A 25027-nucleotide genomic window follows, 5' to 3' on the forward strand; every position below is an offset into this window, starting at 1 on the left:
CACCTATCCCTTGATGCTTGGCCTTTCACGCAAGCGCTCTGCCCACCGATTCAAATGGATAAATCGCTCAGGCACCTCGATCCTGGCCGGTTTGCAGAAGTTGATTGCTACATAAGCGGTAATGTCTGCAATTGTAAACGTGTCGCCGGCCACATAGTCATGGGTAGTCAGTTGTTCATCAAAGATCGCCATCGCCTCATCCACCTTCGGACGATTAGCCTCAGACCACGCCTCGATCTGGGGAACTTCAAGATGCGCCATGGCGGGATGGGCATGACGGAAAACATGGGTGATCGGCAAAAAAAGGTTCAGTTCCGCGCGCCGGTTCCACATCTCAATGACAGCTTGTTCTTCTGCCGTCCGCCCCATCAATGCGGGTTCCGGATTCAGAACCTCAAAATATCGACAAATCGCGACAGACTCCGAGATGACCGTCCCGTTGTCCAATAAAAGGACAGGCACACGCTTCATCGGATTCATCTGCACAAAGGCATCTGCCTTGGCCTCCTCCTTCATTATGTCGATGGTCTCAGTGTTAACCTTAACCCCTTTCTCACGCAAAAAGATTTCGACACGGACCGGATTGGGTGCGCGCTCTGATAGAAATAATTTCATAGTCCACCTCCCACACTCTTAACGCGAATACCGTAGATGTTACAGCGCATTTGTGCCAATACAAGCCAGTAGTTTAAATAGCAAAATTCCCGATTAACATATTATTAACCATAGTATTCAGAGCATTATTAAGAAAAAGTGTTCATGGTGGCCAAATAGGGAAGTATCCGGTCAGTCTATTTAAAAAACAGGCCATTGAGCAATGAGCAAGGTAAACAAGCAAAGTATTTTTGGAACAAAGGGGTTTGATGATGAAAGATCGGCCCGGCGGCGGCGCTTTGCCCGCTCTCTGCGGTTGAGAGACGGTGCGCCGGCGCCTTCCTCATGTCATCGCAGCTTTGATGCCGAACTTGTGTTCCTTTTTGTCAAGAACCGGCTTAGCGCAGCCTATGCCCTGCCCCTGTTCATGACTACTGTTGCTGCCATCTCACTGCTTTGGTTGCCTTTGATCTGGATATCCGGCTGGTTGTTTCTGTCGTTGTGCGCACATCTGGTCATCTACTGGCGTACCCGGCGCCTGGAACCCAAACTGGTTCGGCGTAATAAACTTCCGTCGATCAAAACGCAGTTGATTTTGGGCGACACTATATACGGCGTGATCTGGGCGAGTTATTTGCTGCTCAGCTTGCAGCCAGTGCCATTACCCGGCCTTGATGTCTTTCAGTTCGCCATCGTGCTGGTCGTCATTGCCATGAGCACCATGTTGTCTTTTGCGGTACCCATGGCCCTTTTTGCGGCCACGCTGCCGATCACGGCCACTCTTGTGGTCTGCTTCCTGCATTATGGCAGTTCCATGCACTTTGCCATGGGCGCCATGGCCATTGGCGCTCAAGGATTCTTTGCCATCCTGTCACAGCAGCTCTTTCGTTCCTCTCTTCTCATCATGTCAACACGGGCTGAAAAAGATGATCTTATTGCGGAGATGGAACAAGTGAATGCATTGGCCCTTGAGAGCCGGCGGCGGGCAGAAGATGCAAATCTGGCCAAATCCCGCTTTCTCGCCACGATGAGTCACGAGCTCCGAACCCCATTAAATGCTATCCTTGGATTTTCGGAGGTCATGAAAGATGAGGTTTTCGGACCAATGAAAAATACGGCGTATCTGGACTACGCCAAAGACATTCACAGTTCCGGGGAGCACCTCCTGAACCTCATCAATGAAATACTGGATTTGTCCCGCATTGAAGCGGGACGCTATGAGCTGAATGAAGAAGCCGTTCTGCTTGACGAGGTTGTCGCGCGGTGCAAGGGCATGATGCATGTCCGCATTCAGGACAAGGCTCTCACTGTGACCGAGCATTACGAAAACGACTTACCACAGCTGCTAGCAGATGAACGCGCGGTTCGTCAGATGGTTTTGAATCTGATGGCCAATGCCGTGAAGTTTACCCCAAAAGGCGGCATGATTTCCCTGACCGTGGGATCAACGGAAACGGGTGGCCAGCATGTGACGATACGGGACAACGGCCCCGGGATACCCGAGGAGGAAATTCCGACCGTGCTTCAGGCTTTCGGACAGGGCACACAGGCCATACAGAGCGCGGAACAAGGAACCGGCCTGGGCCTGTCGATTGTTCAGGCTCTTGCTCAGATGCATGGAGGCACGTTTGATCTGGCCTCACGCCCTGACAACGGTACTGTCGTGCGTATCGAGTTCCCACCCAGCCGGGTGAGACGCGATCCAACGTCAACCCCCCGTGCCGCGTCCGGCCGATTTGATGGCATGTTGAAGGCGGGCTGAACCGCCCGCCGCCCCTGTCGGCCCGAGGCCGATCAGTCCTTGTTCAGAACCCCTGCGTCTTCGAAAGTCGCCATGCCGGAATGGGTCGCTGCAGCTGCCTTGATGATACCCGCTGCCACGGCCGCGCCTGTCCCTTCTCCGAGTCGCATGCCAAGGTCCAGAAGAGGTTTGCCATTCATGGCATCGATGGCCTTCTGGTGGGCTGGTTCGGCCGAAACATGGGCGAAAATGCAGTGATCAAGTGCGCGCTCATCCATTTTGTAAAGGATCGCTGCAGCGGCACTGGTTACAAACCCATCAATGACCACCGGCACCTGCTGCATGCGTGCGGCGAGAATGAGACCTGTCATTGCTGCAATTTCTCGCCCACCGAGGCGACGCAAAACTTCAAAAGGCTCAAGCTTTTCCGGTCCGCCGCACCGCTCAACAGCTTCTTCAACGACCTTGACCTTGAGTTCAAGGGCATCACCTTCCACACCGGTGCCAGGCCCTACCCAATCTCGCGCCGAACCGCCGAACAGGGCGTGAAAAATGGCTGCTGCAACCGTGGTATTGCCAATGCCCATCTCTCCGAGGCACACAAGGTCGCTGCCGCCAGACAAGGCTTCCATTCCAAAGGCCATGGTTGCGGCACAGTCCGCTTCTTCAAAGGCATCTTCTACCGAAATATCGGCTGTGGGAATTTCCAAGGCCAATTCAAACACCTTGAGACCGAGATCGTAAGCAATACAAAGCTGATTGATGGCCGCCCCACCTGCCGCAAAGTTGGAGACCATCTGCTCGGTCACTTCAATGGGAAATGCAGAAACGCCGCGCTTGGCAACACCATGATTGCCGGCAAAAACCGCGACCAATGGACGACTGACCCGCGGTTTCGGCTGCCCCTGCCACGCGGCAAGCCATTCAACGAGATCCTCAAGACGCCCAAGTGAGCCCGCCGGTTTCGTCAATTGAGTTTCGCGCTGACGCACTGCTGCAACGGCCTCCATGTCCGGTCCCGGCATCGTCTCCACCAGGGCACGAAAGTCATCAAATGGCAGGGCGGAAGTAGACATGGACATCGATATTCTCCAGAGCGGTTTTCTATGCGGTTTTGCTTGTTTGCTGACGTTGTTCTATAAGCAAGCGCGGGTGATTTACAATCTCTGATGCGCGGCACATGTGCACCGCAGCAATGCCTGTCAATAGATGCGCGAAGGCCATTTGAATGCCGACTTTCAGTCAACCGGACCATTCCGAACCTAGAGAACAGTCCTTACCCGTTGATATCGCTACGTGTATTCGTTTCTTCTCACGGATACCGATACCAGCTTTAGGGCCTGATGATGTGATTGATCAACCACCCGATTTTCGGCGCACGGCCCGCGCCATCCCGCTGGCGGGGCTGTTGATTTCTCTACCTGCCGCCTGCGTGCTGTTGTTGTTTTCAGCAACGGATCTGCCTGACTTGGTCGTGGCAACTTCTTGTGTTGCGCTGACGGCGATTCTGACCGGTTGTCTGCATGAAGATGGCCTGACGGATGTGTTTGATGGTTTTTTTGGCGGCCACACCCGAGAAAAGCGTCTCCTCATCATGCATGACAGTCGCATCGGCACTTTTGGCGCACTGGGCATGATGTTGACCGTTCTCCTGCGCATCGCACTGCTCGCACAAGCATTGGATGCGTTCGGAGCGTTTGTGGCTGCCGTGCTCTATATCACTTCGGAGGCATTGGCCCGGTGCTTCATGGTCATAGCATGGAACAGCCAACCCTCTGCCAACCCGGGCGGGCTGGGGCAACGCTTCGGGTTACCAGATTGGGAGGCCGCGATTTGGGCCGTTTTAAGCGCTCTCTTTCTTACGCTTGTCACGACGTTAGTTGTAGCGCCCCTTTCCGGTATGATTGCGGGTCTGGTCTCCGCAGCAATGGCTTATGGTCTGGTACTTCTGGCCCGCCGCAAAATCGGCGGCATGAGCGGCGATGTGCTTGGAGCCCTCCAGCAAATTGCAAGCCTTGCATTTCTTTTCGGACTGTTTCTTCTGTGAGCTTTCATAGCACTATCGCAGAATCATGTAGATGCTGTGGAGGAGAGACCATCCCGCGACAAATCCGGGGTGACGCAAGCATTCAGTCCCTCAACAATTCGGGATGATGATGGGAAAGGCAACCTTGTGAGGCACCTACTGGATCAGATCCGCATTAGGCCCGTTTTGACGGTTGTGTTGGTCATGCTCGTTGCCGGGTGCACAGCGCGGCCAAGAACAGGAGCCATGGAAGTGGCTCTGACCCCGGCGGAGGGCGCTCAAGAAGTCAGCATGTTGATCGCAACGACACGGACCCGATCCAAGGAACCAAACACTCTGTTTGGGGTACAACGAAACGGTCAAACAGATTACGCCCAAGCCACCGTCTCGATCCCGCCAAGCCACAAACCGGGCCGCGTAACACTTCCCAATCCACCGCCGGGAGATCCGCAAACACAGTTCGTAGTACGATCGGCTGACTTCATTGACGGAAACGCTGCCTTTCGGAAGGATCTGAGCAGTAAACTTGCGGCGGAGCCCAAGGGCCAACGAAATGTGATGATTTTCATTCACGGCTACAACACGCTGTTCGCGGAAGCTGTTTTCCGCTTTGCCCAATTTACACACGACTCAGGTTATCAGGGCGTGCCGATCCTGTTCACCTGGGCCTCCATCGGAGACGTGACCGGCTACATTTACGACACCAACAGCGCTACGATTGCCCGCAATGCGCTGGAGCGCCTGCTGGTCGATGTTGCTGCCGAGAATCCAGATCAAATTGTCATCATGGCCCATTCACTTGGCAACTGGGCCTTGCTGGAAACCCTGCGCCAGATGGAGTTATCCGGCAACAGCATCATCAATGATCCAGACGTGACGGTCGTATTGGCCGCCCCGGATGTGGACGTGGATGTCTTCCAACACCATATGGAAATATTGAAGCAGCCCAACAATCCGTTTGTGGTCCTTACCTCACAAGACGATCGGGCTCTCGGTATTTCGGGAACGATTGCCGGTGGGCGCGGGCGGGTCGGATCTTACGCGGACAATGAACAACTGGCGGAACTTGGTGTGATCGTCTTGGACCTGACGAATATCGAAGCCAGCGATGCTGCCAATCATAACAAGTTTGCGGATTTGGCAACGCAAATCCCGCAGGTAGCAAGCGCAGTTTCGCAACAAATCGACAGAGATGAGGATCGCGAAACCGGATTTGCACAGTCGATTGGTGCCGCCGGTCGGGATCTTGGGAGTTTTATCGGCAATGCGGCGAGCGTCGTCATCACCGTGCCTCGTTCCATTGCACGCGCCGGGCAAACACGTGCGGTTGTCCCGGCCAACGCCAACTAACCACATCAGAAAGACAGGCTCGCATGGAAACCTCGGTTGCCAGTCCCTGCATCAAGATTTGTCAGATCGACCCACAATCGAACCTGTGCACGGGTTGCTTGCGCACTCTGGACGAAATCGCCACATGGTCTGTCATGAACGATGAGGAAAAACGGCGCACCATGGCCGCCGTGGAGCGGCGCCGCAAAAACGACGCGAACACGGAGGACACAGGGCAGTCATGGTAAGGATTGGGCTGTTTTTATTGCTGGGCGCCATGGCTGTGGGTGTGGTTTCCGGTTATTTGATGGGACCGGATTTCCATTCATCCGAGTTGCAACAGATCGGCCCCCAAATGGTGGCGCTCTTGAGTGTGCTGCTTCTTGTCAGCGCTGGACTACTGGCCCGGCGACCTGCCGGTGGTGAGGTACTCAAGGCGACTGTTTTCTGGGGTGGGTTGGCTCTGCTTCTGGTAGCGCTTTATGCGTACCGTCACGAGTTTTCGGTGATCAAGGATCGCATTCTGGCAGAACTCGTTCCCGGCCATGCTGTTTCCATGGCAGGCGGAGAGATTGCCATCGCTCGTGCCGGCAATGGCCAGTTTATGTTGAATGCGCAGGTCAATGGCACCACTCTGCCCTTTCTGGTGGATACAGGCGCCTCACACATCACCTTGACCCAAGAAGATGCGCGTAGCGCCGGCTTTCCCGTTGATCAGTTGAGCTACCGTGTTCCGGTGGAGACCGCCAATGGCATTGGCTATGTTGCCCCCGTGCGCATTTCGGAGCTTCGCATCAATGACATTGCCCTGAATGAAGCGCGGGCCTTCGTTGCTCAGGCCGGCATGTTGAATGACAGCCTGTTGGGCATGAGCACGCTGGATCGGTTTAGCGGCATTCGTGTTGAAGGCGATCGAATGATCCTGACACCGCGCCCGCACTAGCCCCCGGCATCACAGCAGGCTGTATGCAAACCGGGCACATACCACCAGCAGGAAGATCCCAAAGGCGATTTCCAGGTGACGGCGCTTCATGAAGTGCGCCACCTTTGCGCCTACAGGTGCCATCGCAATGGACAGGGGAATGATGATGAGAACAGCCAACAGATTGACATAGCCCACCGACAGTGGTGGCAAGTCGGGATCGCCCCATCCCGCAATCATCATTCCGATGACGCCGGGGATGGAAATCAAGACGCCAACCCCAGAGGAGGTTGCCACGGCTTGATGGATAGACCGATTGAACAGTGTCATGAAGGTATTGGTCATGACACCACCCCCAATTCCCATAAGCGTGCTGAAAAACCCGATGCAAACACCGATGAGTGTGCGCAGCGGATTGCCGGGAATGTCATCACCTAGGCGCCAGCTCTCGCGATTGAAGAGCATGCGCATGGCCACCATGAAGGCTATGCCCATGAACACGAGCTTCAAGCCATCGCCCGAAATCCATGAAGCAACCCAAGACGCCAGCATGACACCGGCAGGAACAGCAAGCGCCCAACTGGTAAGCAATTGATGGTCGACGGCGCCACGCGCCCGATGTGCAAAAAACGAGCGCAACGATGTAGGGACAATCACACCCAGCGATGTTGCCACAGACACATGCATGGCAATGGACGGATCCACACCGGCCGGAATGAGGACTGACAACAAAACAGGCACAAGAATGGCTCCGCCACCGATACCAAAAAGACCGGCCATGAAACCAGCCACACCGCCCGCAGCAACCAGCGCGGCCACCAACGGCAGCAGCTCACCCGAAAAATGTACCATGACCCAATCTTTCCCCGTCTGTAGAGCAGCTTGCCCTGGCCCACTTGTGATCTTAAAGAGTCGGCGCTCCCGCAGCTTCAGGCTCATCAGCGCCGAAACCGCCCGAAACCGAACCGTGAACGGCAGCCAGAGCCTGATGTACCACCTCGATACCAGCCCCCGGTTTCACCGCTTCTGTCGTCATGATACGCCGGAAATGGCGCGCACCCGGCACGCCTTGATAGGTTCCCAGCATATGACGGGTAATCTGGGACAGCTTTGTCCCTTCGGCCAACTCCGACTCGATGTATGGAATAAATGCCTCAACTGCTTCACGCGCATCAATATCGTCTTTCGGATCACCAAAGATCAAACGATCGACCCCGGCAAGCTGCATGGGCGAGTGATAAGCTGCCCGGCCCATCATCACGCCGTTGACGTGACGCAGATGCTCCTGCGTTTCAGAGAGTGTTGCAACACCGCCGTTAATGCCGATGAACACCTTTGGGTGCCGCTGCTTGAGCCGGTAGACCAGTTCATAATCCAACGGCGGCACATCTCGGTTTTCTTTTGGGCTTAGTCCTTGTAGCCACGCCTTTCTGGCGTGGACCCAGATTGCATCCGTGCCCGCTTTGAGAACAGCCGAAACCAAGGCGTCCAGTGCCTCTTCGGGATCCTGTTCGTCCACCCCAATCCGACATTTCGTGGTCACTGGAATGGAAACCGCGTTCTTCATGGCCGCGATACACTCGCCAACCAACTGAGGTTCCAGCATGAGACACGCACCAAAGCGGCCGTTTTGCACTCGATCCGAGGGACACCCCACGTTGAGATTGACCTCATCATAGCCCCAGTCCTCAACCATCCGTGCCGCATCTGCCAGCGCGTCAGGGTCTGATCCACCCAATTGGCACGCAACCGGGTGTTCACCTGCGTTGAAGTTCAGATGACGAGCGCGATCCCCGTGAATGAGCGCCCCCGTTGTAATCATTTCGGTATAAAGCAACGTCCGGCGCGACAAGATGCGATGGTAGGACCGGCAATGCCGATCCGTCCAATCCAGCATGGGCGCGACCGAGAAAACGGGCGTGTTGATATCGTAAAGCGTCGTGGTATCCGTCATACGCAGCCTATGGGACAGGTTCAGCCATCAGCCACCGCTGAGCTCCGCCTATCATTTCCGGTGATTGTTTGTGCTGGCTTTCTTTATTGGGCGACAGTCTGGCTGTCCCCAAAACGGGCCTCGCGTCAGATGCTTCTTCTAAATCGAGAGTGTGCCGAGCACAACAAAAACCTGATCCGAAAACGGCGCGGCAGAAGATCTGCCGCGCCGTTTGTTCAGGGTGTGGGCCAAGCGTTTGTTACCAGCCCGCTTCCACATCTCCCATTTCCACATAGATGCTTTTGACCTGCGAATACTGATCCAGCGCCCAATGACCATTTTCGCGACCGATACCAGATTGCTTGAAACCACCAAAAGGCATTTCCAGTGGGGTCAAGTTGTAGTTGTTGATCCAGCACGTACCCGCCTGGATCTGATCGATGACCCGATAGGCACGCTTGAGATCGCTGGTAAAGACACCGGCAGCCAAGCCAAACTCCGTGTCATTGGCACGGGCGATGACCTCATCCTCCCCGTCAAAAGACAGCACAGACATGACCGGGCCAAAAATCTCTTCCCGCGCAATGCGCATTGTGTCCTTTACGTCCGTGAAAATCGTGGGTTCAACAAACAGTCCATTGGGACACTCGGCCACTTCAGGCGTGTTGCCGCCATAGTAAAGCGTTGCGCCTTCTTCCTGTCCTATACGGATGTAGTCGAGCGTCTTGTCATACTGCATGCGGGAAACAAGCGGTCCCATTTGTGTCGCTTCGTCCAGCGGGTCTCCCATCTTGATACCCTTTGTGCGGGCGACAAGGCGGTCCAAAAACCTGTCCAGAATGCTGGAGTGAACAAAAACGCGGGTTCCATTTGAACATATCTGGCCCGACGAATAGAAGTTGCCGTTCATGGCTGCGGCCACGGCATTGTCGATTTCAGCATCTTCAAAAATGACAATCGGTGATTTGCCGCCGAGTTCAAGGCTCATATGCTTCAAAGACGCGCTGGCATTCTGGGCAATCACACGGCCTGTAGGTACAGACCCGGTCAGCGACACCTTGTCGATGGCTGGATGGGTCACCATCCGCGCAGCTGCGTCCCTGTCGCCCTGCACAACGTTAAACACGCCATCGGGCAAGCCCGCTTCCTTGAGGATTTCCGCCAGCTTCAACGCCGTCAGAACAGTAACCTCCGAGGGTTTGAAAATCATCGCATTGCCTGCAGCCAGTGCGGGCGCGGCTTTCCAGCACGCAATCTGAATGGGGTAGTTCCATGCGCCGATCCCCAAACAGATGCCAAGAGGCTCTCGCTTTGTCATGGCAAAGGACGCCCCCAGATTAATGTGCTCGCCATTGGCCGTTGCCGCAATGCTGGCAAAATAGGCAAGAGCTTCTGCCCCCGAGGCTGCGTCCGCCACCAACGTTTCCTGAAGAGGTTTGCCGGTATCGAGCGTTTCGAGCACCGACAACTCATGATTCCGCTCGCGCATGATCTGGGCGGCCTTGCGCAACACTTCGGCTCGCTCGCTCGGGCTGGTTTTTTTCCACTGCGCGAACCCCTTGCGCGCGCTTTCAACCGCTTTTTCAAAAAGTTCTGGTGTGGCGGAATGAACGCGGGCGATCTCCTGCTGAGTTGCAGGGTTGAGCGACAGGATAGCCGCACCAGCGGCGTCTTCCACGTAGGCGCCGTGAATGAAATGCGAACCAGCTGGCTGAACGCTCATGTGTTCTGCTTTCGAGTTTGTCATGGTGTGTGTCCCTTGCGTTAGCGTTGCTGCGTTTTCCAGTTGGGATTGATCCACGGCTCATCGTTCACCGGAGCAAGACGCTCCTTGCCCAGAATGTGATCCGCTGCCTTTTCGCCGACCATCATGGAAGGTGCATTCAGGTTGCCGTTGGTGATCTGGGGAAAGATGGAGCTGTCTGCAACCCGCAACCCTTCAACACCAATCACACGGCATTCCGGATCCACAACGGCCAAGGGATCATCTGGCGAACCCATCCGACACGTACCACATGGATGATAGGCACTCTCGGCATGTTCACGAATGAAAGCATCCAGTTCATCATCGCTCTGGACATGAGCACCCGGTTGGATCTCCTTGCCACGGAACGGGGCAAACGCTTCCTGCGCGAAAATTTCCCGCGTGAGACGAATACACTGCCGGAACTCATCCCAATCATCCGGATGGCTCATGTAGTTGAACAACACTTTTGGAGGATCCAGCGGATTGCCGGAGCGCAGGGTAACCGCACCGCGGCTCTTGGAACGCATGGGCCCCACATGCGCCTGGAAGCCATGACCTTCGGCAGCGGCCTTTCCATCATAGCGCACTGCAAACGGCAGAAAATGGAACTGGATATCCGGATACTCAATCCCGGCTCGCGACCTGATGAAGGCACAGGTTTCAAAATGGTTGGACGCGCCCTTGCCGGTCTTGGTGAACAGCCATTGAGCGCCAATCAGTGCCTTGGAAAACAGGTTCCAGTATTTGTACAAGGTGATGGGTTTGGTACAGGCCTGCTGGATATAGAGTTCCAGATGGTCCTGAAGATTCTGCCCCACTCCCTTTCGGTCGACAAGTGGCTCAATGCCCATTTCAGCCAGATGTTCTGCATCACCAATGCCTGACACCATCAACAATTGCGGAGAGTTGATGGAAGATGCGGAAACGATCACTTCACGCGAACAACGGATCTGCTTGAGCTCTCCACCTTTCAGGTACTCGATGCCCACCGCACGTTTGCCTTCAAACAAGATGCGCTGTGTCAGGGCACCGGAAATAACCGTCAGGTTTTCCCGATTTTTGGCGGGCTTGAGATAGGCGTTGGCAGCAGACCAGCGACGACCGTTGTAAACGGTCATTTCCATCTCGCCGAAACCTTCCTGCTTGTACCCGTTGTAGTCCTCGGTCGTCTCATATCCAGCCTGCGCGCCTGCCTTGATAAAAGCATCAAAAAGCGGGCTCCACCGCTCACCGCGGCTTACATGCACAGGGCCGTTTCGGCCACGCCATCCCTCATCACCGGCATGAGCGTTTTCCATGCGCTGGTAATACGGCAACACATCAGCATAGGACCAGCCACGTGCGCCCATTTGCGCCCAAGTATCAAAATCACGTGCGTGACCACGTACATACACCATGCCGTTGATCGAGGAAGAGCCCCCCATCACCTTACCGCGCGGGGTTACAACCTGCCGTCCATCCAGGTTGGGTTCGGGTTCGGATTTGTAGCCCCAATCATAGATCGACATGTTCATGGGATAGGACAAGGCGGCTGGCATCTGAATGAAAGGACCAGCATCGGTCCCTCCTCTTTCCAGAAGCACAACACGGTTTTTCGGATCTTCCGAGAGGCGGTTCGCCAATGCACAGCCAGCAGAACCAGCCCCGACTATGATAAAATCAGGTGTCATTTTTCTTTCTTCTTCTAGCAAGCGTTCAGTGTCACACCAGCGCCTTTTCGGCTTTGACGGTGAGGTCCACGTGATGGAGCGCGATTTCCATGGCTTGTGAGGGACTGGGATTGTCGCCTGCCAACGCCATTTGCAGCCAGAGCCCATCAATCAAGGCAGCCGTGGAGCGGGCACTTCGTATCGCTTCCGGACGGGGAGCCAGACCGCTGAACTCATGGACAAGGTTCGAGATCAATCGGCTGTGGTAGATGCGCAGCAATCGCCGGGTTGCTTGTTCCGTGCGCGCCTGCACGTAAAACGCCAGCCACGCTGAAATCACTTCCGGTCGAAACTGCTCCTGGCTGAAACTGGCCGCAACGATCGCCTTGACCCGCTCTTCCGGGTGCGAAAGGCCTTTCATCTGCGCTCGTGTCTGCACCGAAAGGTCCTTCAAAAGCTTGACCATTGTCGCATTCAGCAACAACGCCTTTGAGCCGAAATAGTGATGCGGCAGGCCTGTCGAGACACCCGCCCGTTTGGCGATCTGGGCCATTGTAGCCTCGGAATAACCGCGGTCATGGATGACGAAGATCGTCGCATCGATTATCGATGACTTTCTTTCCTCGATCGTTTGTGCCCGCTTCATACCAAATTCCCCTTACCCACAAGAAAATTAATTGAACACTCAATCAATATTTTCCCTCTTTTAGAGTACCTTGGAGCGATTGAAAAGTATTGATTTCGGATTAAGCGTATTTTTTTGACAGGGTTTCCCCTTGATATCAATTGAGACACCGCCTAATAGCTTAGGGGGCGATCACAGAACGCATATCAATTGACCGGATGCATACATAAAAAAGATCAATTCTTTCTTGTAGAATGCAGCATCTCGGAATTGAAAACTTGAATAAAGGGGATTTACATGCCTTTTACTGGGACAACAAAACTTGTCACCCTAGGCTCTACATTGGCACTACTACTTAGCGCCGGCATCGCGACTGCACAAGAACCGGACACCTGCAAGACGGTCCGGTTTTCTGATGTAGGTTGGACGGACATTACCGCCACCACTGCCACAGCCTCCGTCGTGCTTGAAGCTCTGGGTTACGAGCCAGAAGTAAAAGTTCTTTCTGTTCCAGTGACTTACGCCTCTCTGGCCAACAATGACCTCGACGTATTCCTAGGCAACTGGATGCCAACCATGGAAGCCGATATCGCCGCATATAGCGAAGCTGGTACGGTTGAAACCATCGCAACCAATCTGACTGGTGCCAAGTATACGCTCGCGGTACCCAAGTATACCTACGATGCTGGCCTGCAGTCTTTCGGCGACATCGCCAAGTTCAAAGATGAGCTGGACGGCGAAATCTTTGGCATTGAAGCGGGTAACGACGGCAACCGCTTGATCCTGAACATGATCGAGAGCAACGCCTTCGATCTGGAAGGCTTCGAACTGGTTGAATCCTCGGAAGCCGGCATGCTGTCGCAGGTCGCCCGCGCCGTGCGCCGTGAAAAGCCCATTGTGTTCCTCGGCTGGGCGCCGCACCCAATGAACAGCAATTTCGAACTTGAGTATCTTTCCGGTGGCGACGACTACTTTGGCCCGAATTATGGCGGTGCCGACGTTCGCACCAACGTGCGTGCCGGTTACACCGAAGAATGCGCCAACGTTGGCAAGTTCCTGACCCAGTTGAAGTTCTCTCTCGAAATGGAGAATGAACTGATGAACGCCATCTTGAATGATGGCACCGAACCCAAAACAGCGGCACGTGAGTGGCTTGAAGCCAACCCGGAAGCGCTGGATGCGTGGCTGGACGGCGTGACCACCTTCGACGGTGAAGACGGTCTCGTTGTCGCTAAAAACGCTTTTTCTGAGTAAGCCGTTGCACATCGGCTTTTCGCGCGGGGGCGATTTCCTTGCCCCCGCCAAAGCACAGCTCTTTGAGCTCAAAAACAAAGTCTAGAATCGAGGTATTCGCGTGGACTGGCTGACCGACCACAAACTTCCCATTGGCACGTGGGCCAAATGGGCCGTGGACTGGCTTACCGATAATGCCACAGCCGTATTTGATGGCATCGCCATTGGCATTGAAGCCATGATTGATGCTGTTCTATGGGCATTGACCACACCACATCCACTTGTCATCGTCGCCATTGCTGCCGCGCTGGCCTATGCCGTGCGCCGTACGATTGGCTTCACCCTGTTCGTCACACTTAGCCTTCTCCTGATCATCAATCAGGGGTATTGGGCAGAAACGACAGAAACACTGGCTTTGGTGCTCTGCTCCGCCTTTATCTGTATGCTTATTGGCGTTCCCATTGGTGTTTACAGCGCCCATCACCCGCGCTTTTTTGAGTGGGTTCGGCCGGTGTTGGACCTGATGCAGACCATCCCGACCTTTGTTTATCTTATTCCGGCGCTGATCCTGTTTGGCCTTGGTGTTGTGCCTGGCTTGATCTCGACCGTTGTATTTGCCTTGCCTGCTCCCATTCGCTTGACCCAGCTCGGCGTCGCCTCCACGCCAAAACATTTATTGGAAGCTGGAGAAGCGTTCGGCGCCACCTATTGGCAAAAGCTGTTCAAGATCGAGCTGCCCTACGCCACGCCAAGCATCATGGCCGGCCTGACGCAAACCATCATGCTGTCCCTCTCAATGGTTGTCATTGCGGCTCTTGTTGGCGCAGACGGCTTGGGCGTACCGACCTTGCGGGCACTTAACACCGTCAACATCGCCAAGGGCTTTGAAGTCGGTACTGCAATTGTACTGGTTGCCATCATTCTGGATCGTTTCTTCAGAACAAACCAAACAATGGAGGCGGACAAGTAAAATGAGAGATCACAACGAAACAACTGCGATCTCCTTTGAGAACGTCTCCATTGTATTTGGCAATCATCCTGACAAAGCGCTCGATCTTGTCGACCAAAAACTGTCGCGTGAGGAAATACTCAAGCAAACTGGTCAGTTGGTTGGCGTGGCTGATGCAAGCTTTGACATTCAACAAGGCGAACTACTGGTTTTGATGGGCCTGTCGGGTTCGGGTAAATCCACGCTCCTGCGTGCGATCAACGGGCTCAATCCGATCAGCCGCGGCGCGGTACAGGTTTCCAACGGCACTGAGTACATCAATCCGGCAACCTGCAGCCAGCAAGAGCTGCGCAAGTTGCGCCGACAGAGCGTAGCCATGGTTTTCCAGCAGTTTGGGCTTTTGCCATGGCGCACTGTGCGCAGCAACATTGGCTTTGGGCTGGAGCTTTCCGGTATATCAGGGGCACGCCGGCGGGAACTGGTCGACAGACAGTTGGAGCTTGTCGGTCTCAAGGAGTACGCTGACAAGTATGTGCATGAGCTATCAGGCGGCATGCAGCAACGAGTGGGACTGGCCCGGGCCTTTGCAACGGATGCTCCCATTTTGTTGATGGACGAGCCATTTTCAGCGCTTGATCCCCTTATCCGCGCCCACCTGCAGGACGAACTGTTGGAGCTGCAACAACAGCTCAACAAAACCATCGTTTTCGTGAGTCACGATCTGGATGAGGCTGCCAAGCTTGGTAACCGGATCGCCATCATGGAAGGTGGGCATGTGGTACAGATCGGCACACCACAAGAGATCGTAACCAAGCCCGCAGATCAATATGTGGCAAACTTCGTTTCTCACATGAACCCGCTGCACGTCCTTCGCGCGAAGGACATCATGACTGCGATAGCGGATGCCGGACCGGACGAACAGGCTGCCAAATCTGCTCGACAAGTGGATGCAACCCTCTCCTTGCGCGAGGTCATTGAGGTCAAGAAGGCGGCTACGGGCCACCTGAGTGTTGTCGAGAAAGGACGTGTCATCGGCACGATCACGGAAGACGACATCCTCAACAGTCTCGGGTCCTCTTAACGGGTTTCAGTTTCCTGTGTGATTTTGTCAGAGTTGTCAGCAGACCTCTGACAAAATCACGGCATCTCGGTTATATTGCCGGAAAAGGACTGATCGCTGATGCCCGACCTAAAAGACGACCTCGACCGTAAACTCATATCCATCCTTCAAGCCAATGCTCGCGAACCGGTATCTGCCATTTCGCGCCGGCTGAATGTTGCCCGCTCCACTGTACAGGAACGCATAACCCGACTGGAACGCACAGGCGTCATTTCTGGCTATACCGCCATTTTGGGTGATGTTCACGCAGGACAGCAGGTTCAAGCGGTTGTCATGCTCTCTGTAGCGCAGCAGCAATCCAAGACCCTGGTCAAACAGTTGGAATCCTATCCGGAAATACGGGTGTGCTATACTATTTCTGGTGAGTTTGACCTGTTTCTCATAGTCGAGCCTAGCCGCCTTGAAGAACTTGATGACATTCTGGATGAGATCGCCGAAATTCCCGGTGTATTGCGCTCCCGCTCATCCATTGTCCTCTCCAAGAAGTTTGAACGGCAAAAACCGATCACATCGACCAATCCGTTGAGCCCCGTGCTGTAATCTCTTGCTATGGATTCGGGTGCCCCACTCACACGCCATCGTAGCGTGGGCCATTATTCGTTATATTGACGAAATATGAGTTATATTGACGGATATCACCGTTAATCCGTCAGTTTGCGCTCTCAAAATCGTAAGCACTCCCACGTACACTGTTGCAATAGGCATTGGAGTGGAGGGCTCATATGACGACATGGAAAATCGGAATAATCGGGGCAGGCAAGATTGGCGTTGCGCTTGCGGATCTTCTGGCACAAACCGACGACTATTCGGTGATCATTCTCGACCGGGATCAAGCTGCTCTTGATCGAGTTGGAAACGCCGAGACTCAGTGTCTGGACGTGAGTGACGAAACCACGCTGACCAAAGCACTGGAACCTCTGGACGCCGTGATCTCAGCAGCGCCGTTTTTTCTGACACCCGTCATTGCTGAGGCGGCCAAGAAGGCACGCACTCACTATTTCGATCTGACTGAAGATGTCGCCTCAACGCAAGCCGTTCATCGCCTTGCTGCTGAAAGTGAAACCGTATTTGCCCCGCAGTGCGGACTGGCACCAGGGTTTGTCTCCATCGCAGCCCATGATCTGGCGCAGCAATTCGACAAGCTTGACAACCTGCGTCTTCGCGTTGGCGCACTGCCCCGTTATCCCACCAATCGGTTGAAATATAACCTCACCTGGTCAACCGAGGGATTGATCAATGAGTACTGCAACCCTTGCCTCGCCATTGAGGACGGCAAACCAGTGGAAGTCGCGCCCCTGGAAGGGCTGGAGACCTTTTCGCTTGAAGGGGCAGAATTTGAAGCCTTCAACACTTCAGGCGGCCTGGGCTCCTTGCACGAAACCCTGAGCGGTAAGGTACAGTCGCTGCGCTACTTGAGCATCCGCTATCCCGGTCACCGCGATATAATTGCCATGCTGCTGGAGGATCTTGGCCTCAAACAGCGGCGAGATCTTCTAAAGGACGTCATGGAAACCGCACTCGCTACTACTCGGCAGGATTTCGTGATGGTGTTCATCACAGCGACCGGGGAAATCGCAGGTCGCCATGAAGAAAGGTCCTATCTCAACAAGATCCATGCGGCGCAGATCAATGGAACCCTTTGGAGCGCGATTCAGATCACGACATCTGCGGGCGTATGCGCCAGCCTTGATCTTGTTCGCAATGGGGTATTGCCTCAACGCGGCTTTATCAAGCAAGAGCAAATCCCCCTTGATGCGTTTCTGTCCAACCGGTTCGGGCGTCTATATCAAGGTGATACCCGGCTGGATGATAACAACAACACAAATCTTCTTGCCGCCGAATAAAGCAAAACGCTCTTTTTACCATGCGATGGAGGCCGGGGTTTTGGCCCCGGCTATACATAGGCAAGCTGGTGTAGGCGGCAGAGGCTTCTTGCCTTGATCAAGGGGCTCATGGGAGCACTGCGGCTTTTCGGTTGCAGGTCTGTCCTCATGAGCACGGCTTTGTCCTTTAGCCTGCGTCACTCCGAGCGCTTGTCTCTCAACGCGTCCGTCACGGATCCCCAGCCCCCAATTTCCTTGTCCAATTGACCTTCATGTTCACTGAGTTTCGGTAGAAGTTGTTGCTTTTTCTGTTTTATTTGACAGTCCAGAAGCACATCTCATACTTTCCGCTACACACTCATGTCGTGGGGGCGACTTCAGCTTGACGTCATTGCAAACACTGAACGCACGTAGAGCACACAGCAGCTGAATTCTATTTTATTAATAAGATGAGACCGCAGCACCGTGGAACAGAAAAAGACAAATCAATCAATCGATCGCGCCGTTCACATTCTCAACTACATTGCAGAGAATGGCAACAATGCGCGTCTCATGGATATTTGCCAGGCGCTTGACCTAAAAAAGAGTACCCTTCACGGAATTCTTGCGACCATGCAAGTCCATGGTCTCATCATGCAGGATCCGGATACGACCCGCTATTCGCTCGGCATCAAACTGTTTGAATTGGGAAAGATCTACGAGGAAAGCTTCTCGCTCGGTGCTGTCATCAGACCCACGCTGGAACGTCTTTCAGCCGAGTTCAAGGAAAGCGTTCACCTCGGCATTCTTACCGAACAGAGCGTGCTTTACATGGACCAGATCGAATCGCCGTACTCGATCCGCGTGGCCGCGCAGGCCGGACACAAAGCACCTCTCTATTGCACGGCCTTGGGTAAGGCCATCCTCGCATTTTCCGATGACGAGATGCAGGAGGCCTATTTGGAAAAAGCGCCGTACACCCGGTTAACAGAAAATACCCTTTGCACCGCGGCCGACTTGAGGCAGGAGCTAAAGGAAATTCGTCGGACCTATTGGGCAATCGATAATGAGGAAGCGGAGAGCGGTCTGGTTTGTATTGCAGCGCCCGTGATCAACGGTGGCGGAAAGGTCATTGCCGCAATTGGTATCAGTGGCCCCAAACATCGAACTGATGAGGCTGCCCTCAATGCATGGAAAGACGCCATCCCGGCAGCTGCAAGGGACCTGTCACAAACCATGCGCTTTACTCGCTAAGGTCATCAAGGGACTACTTATAAAGTAGCCGGGCCGTTTGAGGCCCGGCCTTTCCATAACCTATTTACTTCATTGTTGGAATGGAGAAATCTGCCCCGTCCTTGAGACCTGACGGCCAGCGAGCCGTTACCGTCTTGGTGCGGGTATAGAACTTGAAACCATCAGGCCCATGCTGATTGAGATCGCCAAAGCCAGACCGTTTCCAACCACCGAAAGTGTGATAGGCAAGTGGCACTGGAATGGGCACATTCACGCCCACCATACCTACGTTGATACGGCTGGTAAAATCACGGGCCGTGTCACCATCGCGGGTGAAGATGGCTGTGCCGTTTCCGTATTCATGACTCATTGGCAGATCGATGGCCTGATCGTAGGTCTTTGCCCGCACAACGGACAGAACAGGCCCAAAAATCTCCTGGGTGTAGATGTCCATGTCCTTGGTTACATGATCGAACAAGCATCCGCCCATGAAGTTACCGTTTTCGTAGCCTTGCAGCTTGAAGTCACGTCCGTCGACAACCAGCTTGGCACCCTGCTCAACACCGCTTGTGACGAGTCCCTTGATGCGTGTGAGTGCCTCAGGCGTAATGACCGGTCCGAAGTCCACATCATCACCAGCTGTATAGGGCCCGATCTTGAGCGCCTCCACACGCGGAGCCAGTTTTTCAACCAGGCGATCTGCGGTCTCATCTCCAACAGGGACAGCCACGGATACGGCCATACAACGCTCACCGGCAGCCCCATATCCGGCGCCGACCAACGCATCCACCGCCTGATCCATATCCGCATCCGGCATGATGATCATATGGTTCTTGGCTCCCCCAAAGCACTGCACGCGCTTTCCAGCAGCGCAGCCACGGGTATACACATATTCGGCGATGGGCGTTGAGCCGACAAAGCCTACGGCTTGAATGACCGGATCATCCAGAATGGCATCGACGACTTCCTTGTCGCCGTTTACAACATTCAATACCCCTGCAGGCAATCCGGCCTCCATCATCAACTCGGCCAGCATGATTGGCACCGTCGGGTTTCGTTCAGACGGCTTGAGTATGAAGGCATTTCCGGCAGAAATCGCCGTGCAGAACTTCCACATCGGGATCATGGCCGGAAAGTTGAACGGCGTAATGCCGGCGACCACACCCAGCGGCTGACGCATGGAGTACATGTCGATCCCCGGTCCCGCTCCCTCAGTGAACTCGCCTTTCAAAAGATGCGGCGCACCGATACAAAACTCGGCAACCTCAAGACCGCGGATCACATCCCCCTTCGCATCCGGCAAGGTCTTGCCGTGTTCTTTTGACAGCGTTTCGGCGAGTTTATCCATGTCCCGGTGCAGCAGGTCGACAAAACGCATCAAAACCCGCGCCCTGCGCTGAGGATTGGTTGCCCCCCAGCCCACCTGCGCTTTCTCCGCAACGGCCACCGCTTCTTGCAATTCACCAGCACTGGCCAGCGCCACCTGACCGATTACCTCGCCCGTTGCCGGATTGAAAATGTTGCCTGTGCGCCCCGACTTTCCGGCCACACGCTCTCCATTGACGAAATGCCCAAGTTCCATGGTTACCTCCCGTTCCCTTCAGGCTGAATACTTTGAGCACCAGCTTACCAAACTCTACGTATGATCAGAATGAACTATATTCTCCGCAATTCAACGTGATATAAAACGAAACCGCTGTGCATATTTTAAAGTAGCTGACAGGATCAACCGCACTGATGAACTGGGATGACACACGCGTATTCCTGAGTGTCGCGCGCAACGGACAAATTCTCGCCGCTGCCCAGCGTTTGGGCCTGAACCATGCAACTGTGGCGCGCCGCGTCTCAGCGCTGGAGGAGGCATTGAAGGCCAAGTTGCTGGAGCGCTCCACAACGGGCTGCACTTTGACAGCAGAGGGCGAGCGTTTTTTTGAGTATGCCGAAGCGATGGAAGCGCAAATGCAAGAGGCGCAAACCACCATCGGAGGCACCGATGTAGAGGTGGCAGGCACAGTTCGCATTGCCGCCCCTGACGGATTCGGCGTGAACTTTCTGGCCCCTCGTCTGAGATATCTCAGCCAGAAATATCCAGAGCTGACGCTACAGTTGGTACCGTTGCACCGCAGCTTTTCCCTGTCCAAACGGGAAGCCGACATTGCGATCAACGTTGGGCGTCCAAGCCACGGTCGGCTTGTTACCCGCAAACTCGTGGACTATTCCTTGCAGCTTTATGCCACTGAGGCTTATTTGACCCAGCACGGCATGCCGCTTGCGCCCGGCGACCTGAAGGATCATCGACTGATCGGTTATGTGGAGGACATGATCCTTACATCCTCTCTCAACTATACCGGCGAGATCACAAAGGACTGGCGCTCGACGCTGGAGTTTGCCAGCGCTCTGGCTCAAACCGAAGCAGTACGTGCAGGTGGCGGCATCGGGGTCCTTCACGCCTTCATCGCCAATCAAGATCCGAGCCTGAAACCCTTGCTACCGGATTACAGGATCGAACGCAGCTATTGGTTGCTTACGCATGAAAGCATACGCAATCTGCGCCGTATCAAAGTGGTGAGTGATTTCATTGTGGCAGAAGTTCAAGAACACCGCGCGCTCTTCTAAAAACATAAACAATTGGCCTCAGATCGCTATATTGTTCACGTTTTCAGGAACTGTGTGTTCACTTTCAATCTGCGACCGCTGCTTTATCTTTGGTTCCAACAGCGCAACGCCGCCCTGCCTGCGGCATTAGAGGGAAACCAAAGCCATGACCTTGCCAAACCAGCCCGACCCAATTCCAGGCGATGAGAGCAGCATCAACGCCATTGAGCAAGTCATCGTGCCAAGAGCCCACGACATTGGCAATTTCGAAGTGCGCCGTGCCCTACCCTCTCGCCAGCGCCAGATGATTGGTCCCTTCATATTCTGGGATCAAATGGGACCCGCGGAGTTTTTGCAGGGAGGAGGCATCGATGTGCGCCCTCATCCCCACATCGGCCTTTCAACCGTCACCTACCTTTTGGAGGGTGAGGTTTATCACCGAGACAGTTTGGGCAGTGACATGCTCATAAAGCCTGAAGAACTCAACTGGATGACTGCTGGTCAGGGCATCGTTCACTCAGAGCGTGAACGCCCGGAACTGCGCGGGACACCTCGCCGCCTGTTCGGCATCCAGAGCTGGGTCGCCTTGCCCAAGACAATGGAGGAGACGGCGCCCGCTTTCGAACATTACGGTTCGGGAGAAATGCCTGTCCTGACAGATGAAAGCAAACGGGTTCGCTTGATTGCCGGGTCGCTTTATGGCCAATCTTCCCCGGTTCGAACCGCAAGTGAGACCCTTTACGCCGACATCAGCCTGACAGCAGGTGCCTTGCTACCGGTTGACCCCACCCATCCAGAGCGGGCGCTTTATACACTTCAAGGCCGCATTGAAATCAACGGCGATGTTTTCGAGCCGGGACAACTGTTGGTCTTGCGTGCGGGGGACACGCTGACAGTCACGGCTCTCGACGATGCGCGCCTCATGCTGTTTGGCGGCGAACCAATGGACGGGCCTCGCCATATCTGGTGGAACTTCGTATCCTCTTCCAAGGAACGGATCGAGCAAGCCAAGGAGGATTGGCGTTCCAAGCGTTTCGATAGCGTTCCGGGTGATGCCGAAGACTTCATTCCCTTGCCTGGTCTCAGCTAAAGACCCTTTGGAAACAACGGGGAACGTTGATAGCGTTCCCCTACCGGCGACAGGATCAGATGACGTTGCATGGGCGCCCGCTCCTGCTCTTGTGTTGAAGCCGTTGTTTTCAACGGCCTGGGCAAGACAAGGATGCGCCAGTGAATCTGACCGAACTCGCGGTCCAAAGCCTCGCCGCTTAGAAAAGCCTGTTCAGCCGCCTTCGGAATCTGGGTCCCGAGGTCGGAAAGGACGTTGTTCAACGCGACCAGAACAGTCTGCGATGCAAGCCGGATCAGTCTCTCGTCGTGGGCCGTAACCTGAAAACGCACCAAGTCAAGGTCAGCCGCGCCTTGACCGCGGGCACTGAAGAACACCTCCGCGCTATTGTTGGATCCGGATGTGCCGGTTTCCTCGAGCCTTGTTTCTACCGGGGCCCTGTTGATTTGAAGCGCATCGCTGTTGCATCCATACCCCGATCCCAACGTAACGGGCCGCCATCCCTTGTTTTCAAAGCCTTCCCTTCCGAAGCGCTTGCACACTTCTTCTGGGTTTGGTTGAAGCAGGCGGCGAAACTCTTGTGGCTGGGCCAACTGCCGGTTCTGCAGCAATCGTGACAGGGGGCTGGTGTTGCCTGCTGGTTGAACCTCAGCATGAGAAAATGATCTATGCAGATTGCTCCAGACGGTCTCAAAGGCACCGGGAACGATGACGGCGATATAGGCAGCGACAACACACGCAGCCAAAGCCATTGCCGCCAGAAAACGAAGACCGATATGGGGCCACCCAGATTTGACCGGAGCCCTTGTCCACTGCACACCGTCACTTTTATGTTGTCTGCCGCCCGATCCCCGACGCACGGTTCCTCCCACGCAAAACGCCGCCACCGATGTCCGGAGGCGGCGCTTTCATCTGGCGACGTTTGTCACACCCCGTTACAGGGTCTGATTGTATTCGCCGACCTCCGGGTTTTCGCGCAACACCGTATCAATGGCCTTGAACATGTCCCGCAGCCGTTGCTCTGAAACCGGGCTTTCAACCACGACGACCAGTTCCGGCTTGTTGGAGGACGCGCGCACCAAGCCCCATGTTCCATCTTCGGCAACCACACGAACACCGTTGACTGTAATCAGTTCGGCAATGGCCTGACCAGCGACTTGTTCGCCTGCTTCCTTCATGCGCGTGAAACGTTCGACAACCTTGTCGACGACTGCATATTTTTCTTCATCCGAACATTTGGGGGCCATTGTTGGTGAACCCCATGTTTTCGGAAGGGCACGACGAAGATCAGCAACCGTTTTCTCCGGGTTCCGATCCATCATATCCAGTACGGCAATGGCAGATACCAGCCCATCGTCATAGCCACGACCAATAGGAGCGTTGAAGAAGTAGTGGCCAGATTTTTCAAAGCCGGCGAGCGCGTTCAGGTCGGTAACACGGCGTTTGATATAGGAGTGACCGGTTTTGAAATAATCAGTTTTTGCGCCATTGGCCTGCAGCACGGGATCAGTGTTGAAAAGTCCCGTTGATTTTACATCCACGACAAATTGCGCATTGTCATGCAGAGCAGACAGATCGCGCGCCAGCATCACGCCAACCTTATCCGCGAAGATTTCTTCGCCCTCATTGTCCACGATCCCGCATCGGTCGCCATCGCCATCAAAGCCCAGGCCTACTTCTGCGCCTGTTTCCAACACCTTGTCCCGAATGGCATGCAGCATCTTCATGTCTTCAGGGTTAGGGTTGTAGTTCGGAAACGTATGGTCGAGATCACAATCCAGCGGGATCACATCAACGCCCAGAGCTTCAAGGATCTTTGGCGCAAACGCTCCTGCCGTGCCGTTCCCGCAGGCGACAACCGCCTTGATCGGGCGCTTCATCTTGGGTCGATCTGTCAGATCGGCGATGTAACGCTCAGCAAAGCCGGTGTGGAACTGGTAGGCCCCCCCGCCAGGTGTCTTGAAGTCACCGGCCAACACGATATCGCGCAGTCGTCCCATTTCATCCGGGCCGAATGTCAACGGGCGGTTCGCCCCCATCTTCACCCCGGTCCAGCCGTTGTCATTGTGAGACGCGGTAACCATGGCCACACACGGCACATCCAGATCAAACTGTGCAAAATAGGCCATGGGCGACATGGCCAACCCAATGTCATGCACCTTCATGCCAGCAGCCAGAAGGCCATTGATCAATGCCATCTTGATGGAAGCGGAATAGCCACGGAAATCGTGGCCGGTCACGATTTCAGGGCGAACACCCAGTTCATGAACCAGTGTTCCCAATCCCATGCCCAGCGCCTGAATACCCATCAGGTTGATTTCTTTTTCAAACAACCACCGCGCGTCGTATTCGCGGAAACCGGTAGGTTTCACCAGCGGGGTTGTTTCAAACTCATAGGTGTTCGGGGTCAACTGGGCAGCAGGTTTCTCGAACATTTAAGCTCCTCGTATGAAGTGAGTT

General features: G+C 54.7%; 23 protein-coding genes. 13 read left to right on the forward strand and 10 right to left on the reverse strand.

Features of this window, described 5'->3' with window-relative positions; all coding sequences use genetic code 11:
- Window positions 1-3: 3 nt before the first annotated feature.
- Window positions 4-615, reverse strand: coding sequence for a glutathione S-transferase family protein (locus tag G512_RS0118085; RefSeq protein WP_028482925.1), 612 nt, complete (start codon window positions 613-615; stop codon window positions 4-6).
- Window positions 616-817: 202 nt separating this feature from the next.
- Between G512_RS0118085 and G512_RS23105 the strand changes: the two genes are divergently transcribed.
- Entirely contained in the window at window positions 818-2356 is a 1539-nt protein-coding gene (locus tag G512_RS23105; RefSeq protein WP_208975063.1) for an ATP-binding protein, read from the forward strand.
- Between the two features lie 32 nt (window positions 2357-2388).
- Here the strand turns inward: G512_RS23105 and cobT are convergent, their stop codons facing one another.
- On the reverse strand, window positions 2389-3411 hold the full coding sequence (gene cobT, locus G512_RS0118095) for a nicotinate-nucleotide--dimethylbenzimidazole phosphoribosyltransferase (protein WP_028482926.1): 1023 nt from the start codon (window positions 3409-3411) through the stop codon (window positions 2389-2391).
- A gap of 152 nt (window positions 3412-3563) precedes the next feature.
- On the opposite strand from cobT, the gene G512_RS0118105 reads away from it, so the two are divergent.
- The 4 genes from G512_RS0118105 (at window position 3564) to G512_RS0118120 (ending at window position 6633) form a co-directional block, all read left to right on the forward strand.
- Window positions 3564-4382, forward strand: a complete 819-nt coding sequence (locus G512_RS0118105; protein WP_036490075.1) for an adenosylcobinamide-GDP ribazoletransferase — start codon at window positions 3564-3566, stop codon at window positions 4380-4382.
- A 126-nt stretch (window positions 4383-4508) separates the two neighbouring features.
- Complete coding sequence (locus G512_RS21770) at window positions 4509-5711, forward strand: alpha/beta hydrolase (protein ID WP_073833345.1); 1203 nt, start codon at window positions 4509-4511, stop codon at window positions 5709-5711.
- Window positions 5712-5734: 23 nt separating this feature from the next.
- Complete coding sequence (locus G512_RS21775) at window positions 5735-5938, forward strand: DUF1289 domain-containing protein (protein ID WP_036490076.1); 204 nt, start codon at window positions 5735-5737, stop codon at window positions 5936-5938.
- Window positions 5932-6633: a retropepsin-like aspartic protease family protein gene (locus G512_RS0118120; RefSeq protein ID WP_028482928.1), complete on the forward strand. Its 702-nt coding sequence runs from the start codon at window positions 5932-5934 to the stop codon at window positions 6631-6633. The genes G512_RS21775 and G512_RS0118120 overlap by 7 nt, the downstream gene beginning before the upstream one ends.
- Before the next feature lie 9 nt (window positions 6634-6642).
- Here the strand turns inward: G512_RS0118120 and G512_RS0118125 are convergent, their stop codons facing one another.
- The 5 genes from G512_RS0118125 to betI form a co-directional block, all read right to left on the reverse strand.
- On the reverse strand, window positions 6643-7464 hold the full coding sequence (locus G512_RS0118125; protein ID WP_028482929.1) for a sulfite exporter TauE/SafE family protein: 822 nt from the start codon (window positions 7462-7464) through the stop codon (window positions 6643-6645).
- 52 nt (window positions 7465-7516) lie between these two features.
- Window positions 7517-8566, reverse strand: coding sequence for a tRNA dihydrouridine(20/20a) synthase DusA (gene dusA / locus G512_RS21780; protein ID WP_051269607.1), 1050 nt, complete (start codon window positions 8564-8566; stop codon window positions 7517-7519).
- A 238-nt stretch (window positions 8567-8804) separates the two neighbouring features.
- Entirely contained in the window at window positions 8805-10268 is a 1464-nt protein-coding gene (betB, locus tag G512_RS0118140; RefSeq protein WP_028482930.1) for a betaine-aldehyde dehydrogenase, read from the reverse strand.
- 41 nt (window positions 10269-10309) lie between these two features.
- Complete coding sequence (gene betA / locus G512_RS0118145) at window positions 10310-11962, reverse strand: choline dehydrogenase (RefSeq protein WP_028482931.1); 1653 nt, start codon at window positions 11960-11962, stop codon at window positions 10310-10312.
- A gap of 31 nt (window positions 11963-11993) precedes the next feature.
- Window positions 11994-12587 (reverse strand): transcriptional regulator BetI, encoded by a 594-nt coding sequence (betI, locus tag G512_RS0118150; RefSeq protein WP_028482932.1) that lies wholly within the window; start codon window positions 12585-12587, stop codon window positions 11994-11996.
- A 276-nt stretch (window positions 12588-12863) separates the two neighbouring features.
- Between betI and G512_RS0118155 the strand changes: the two genes are divergently transcribed.
- From G512_RS0118155 to G512_RS21785, 6 genes are all read left to right on the forward strand, one after another.
- A complete protein-coding gene (locus tag G512_RS0118155; protein WP_028482933.1) occupies window positions 12864-13820 on the forward strand; it encodes a choline ABC transporter substrate-binding protein in 957 nt (318 codons plus the stop codon).
- Between the two features lie 100 nt (window positions 13821-13920).
- A complete protein-coding gene (choW, locus tag G512_RS0118160; protein ID WP_028482934.1) occupies window positions 13921-14769 on the forward strand; it encodes a choline ABC transporter permease subunit in 849 nt (282 codons plus the stop codon).
- 1 nt (window position 14770) lies between these two features.
- Window positions 14771-15829, forward strand: a complete 1059-nt coding sequence (choV, locus tag G512_RS0118165) for a choline ABC transporter ATP-binding protein (RefSeq protein WP_028482935.1) — start codon at window positions 14771-14773, stop codon at window positions 15827-15829.
- A gap of 99 nt (window positions 15830-15928) precedes the next feature.
- Window positions 15929-16408 carry an Lrp/AsnC family transcriptional regulator gene (locus tag G512_RS0118170; RefSeq protein ID WP_028482936.1) on the forward strand — a complete coding sequence of 160 codons (480 nt, stop codon included), beginning with the start codon at window positions 15929-15931 and terminating at the stop codon, window positions 16406-16408.
- Between the two features lie 182 nt (window positions 16409-16590).
- The gene (locus G512_RS0118175; RefSeq protein WP_028482937.1) at window positions 16591-17712 is read left to right on the forward strand and encodes a saccharopine dehydrogenase family protein; all 1122 of its coding nucleotides are present in this window, start codon (window positions 16591-16593) and stop codon (window positions 17710-17712) included.
- 444 nt (window positions 17713-18156) lie between these two features.
- Window positions 18157-18924, forward strand: a complete 768-nt coding sequence (locus tag G512_RS21785; protein ID WP_051269609.1) for an IclR family transcriptional regulator — start codon at window positions 18157-18159, stop codon at window positions 18922-18924.
- Between the two features lie 64 nt (window positions 18925-18988).
- Here the strand turns inward: G512_RS21785 and G512_RS0118185 are convergent, their stop codons facing one another.
- Window positions 18989-20485, reverse strand: coding sequence for a CoA-acylating methylmalonate-semialdehyde dehydrogenase (locus G512_RS0118185; RefSeq protein ID WP_028482938.1), 1497 nt, complete (start codon window positions 20483-20485; stop codon window positions 18989-18991).
- 155 nt (window positions 20486-20640) lie between these two features.
- Here G512_RS0118185 and G512_RS0118190 point away from each other — a divergent pair, with 155 nt between their 5' ends.
- On the forward strand, window positions 20641-21519 hold the full coding sequence (locus tag G512_RS0118190; protein WP_028482939.1) for a LysR family transcriptional regulator: 879 nt from the start codon (window positions 20641-20643) through the stop codon (window positions 21517-21519).
- A gap of 145 nt (window positions 21520-21664) precedes the next feature.
- Window positions 21665-22588 (forward strand): pirin family protein, encoded by a 924-nt coding sequence (locus tag G512_RS0118195; RefSeq protein WP_028482940.1) that lies wholly within the window; start codon window positions 21665-21667, stop codon window positions 22586-22588.
- Here the strand turns inward: G512_RS0118195 and G512_RS0118200 are convergent.
- Both G512_RS0118200 and G512_RS0118205 read right to left on the reverse strand, forming a co-directional pair.
- A complete protein-coding gene (locus tag G512_RS0118200) occupies window positions 22585-23319 on the reverse strand; it encodes a DUF6030 family protein (RefSeq protein ID WP_208975064.1) in 735 nt (244 codons plus the stop codon). The genes G512_RS0118195 and G512_RS0118200 overlap by 4 nt on opposite strands.
- Before the next feature lie 183 nt (window positions 23320-23502).
- Window positions 23503-25002, reverse strand: coding sequence for a phosphomannomutase/phosphoglucomutase (locus G512_RS0118205; protein ID WP_028482942.1), 1500 nt, complete (start codon window positions 25000-25002; stop codon window positions 23503-23505).
- Between the last annotated feature and the right edge of the window lie 25 nt (window positions 25003-25027).

The organism is Pseudovibrio exalbescens DSM 16456 (assembly GCF_000422785.1).
GTDB lineage: Bacteria > Pseudomonadota > Alphaproteobacteria > Rhizobiales > Stappiaceae > Pseudovibrio > Pseudovibrio exalbescens.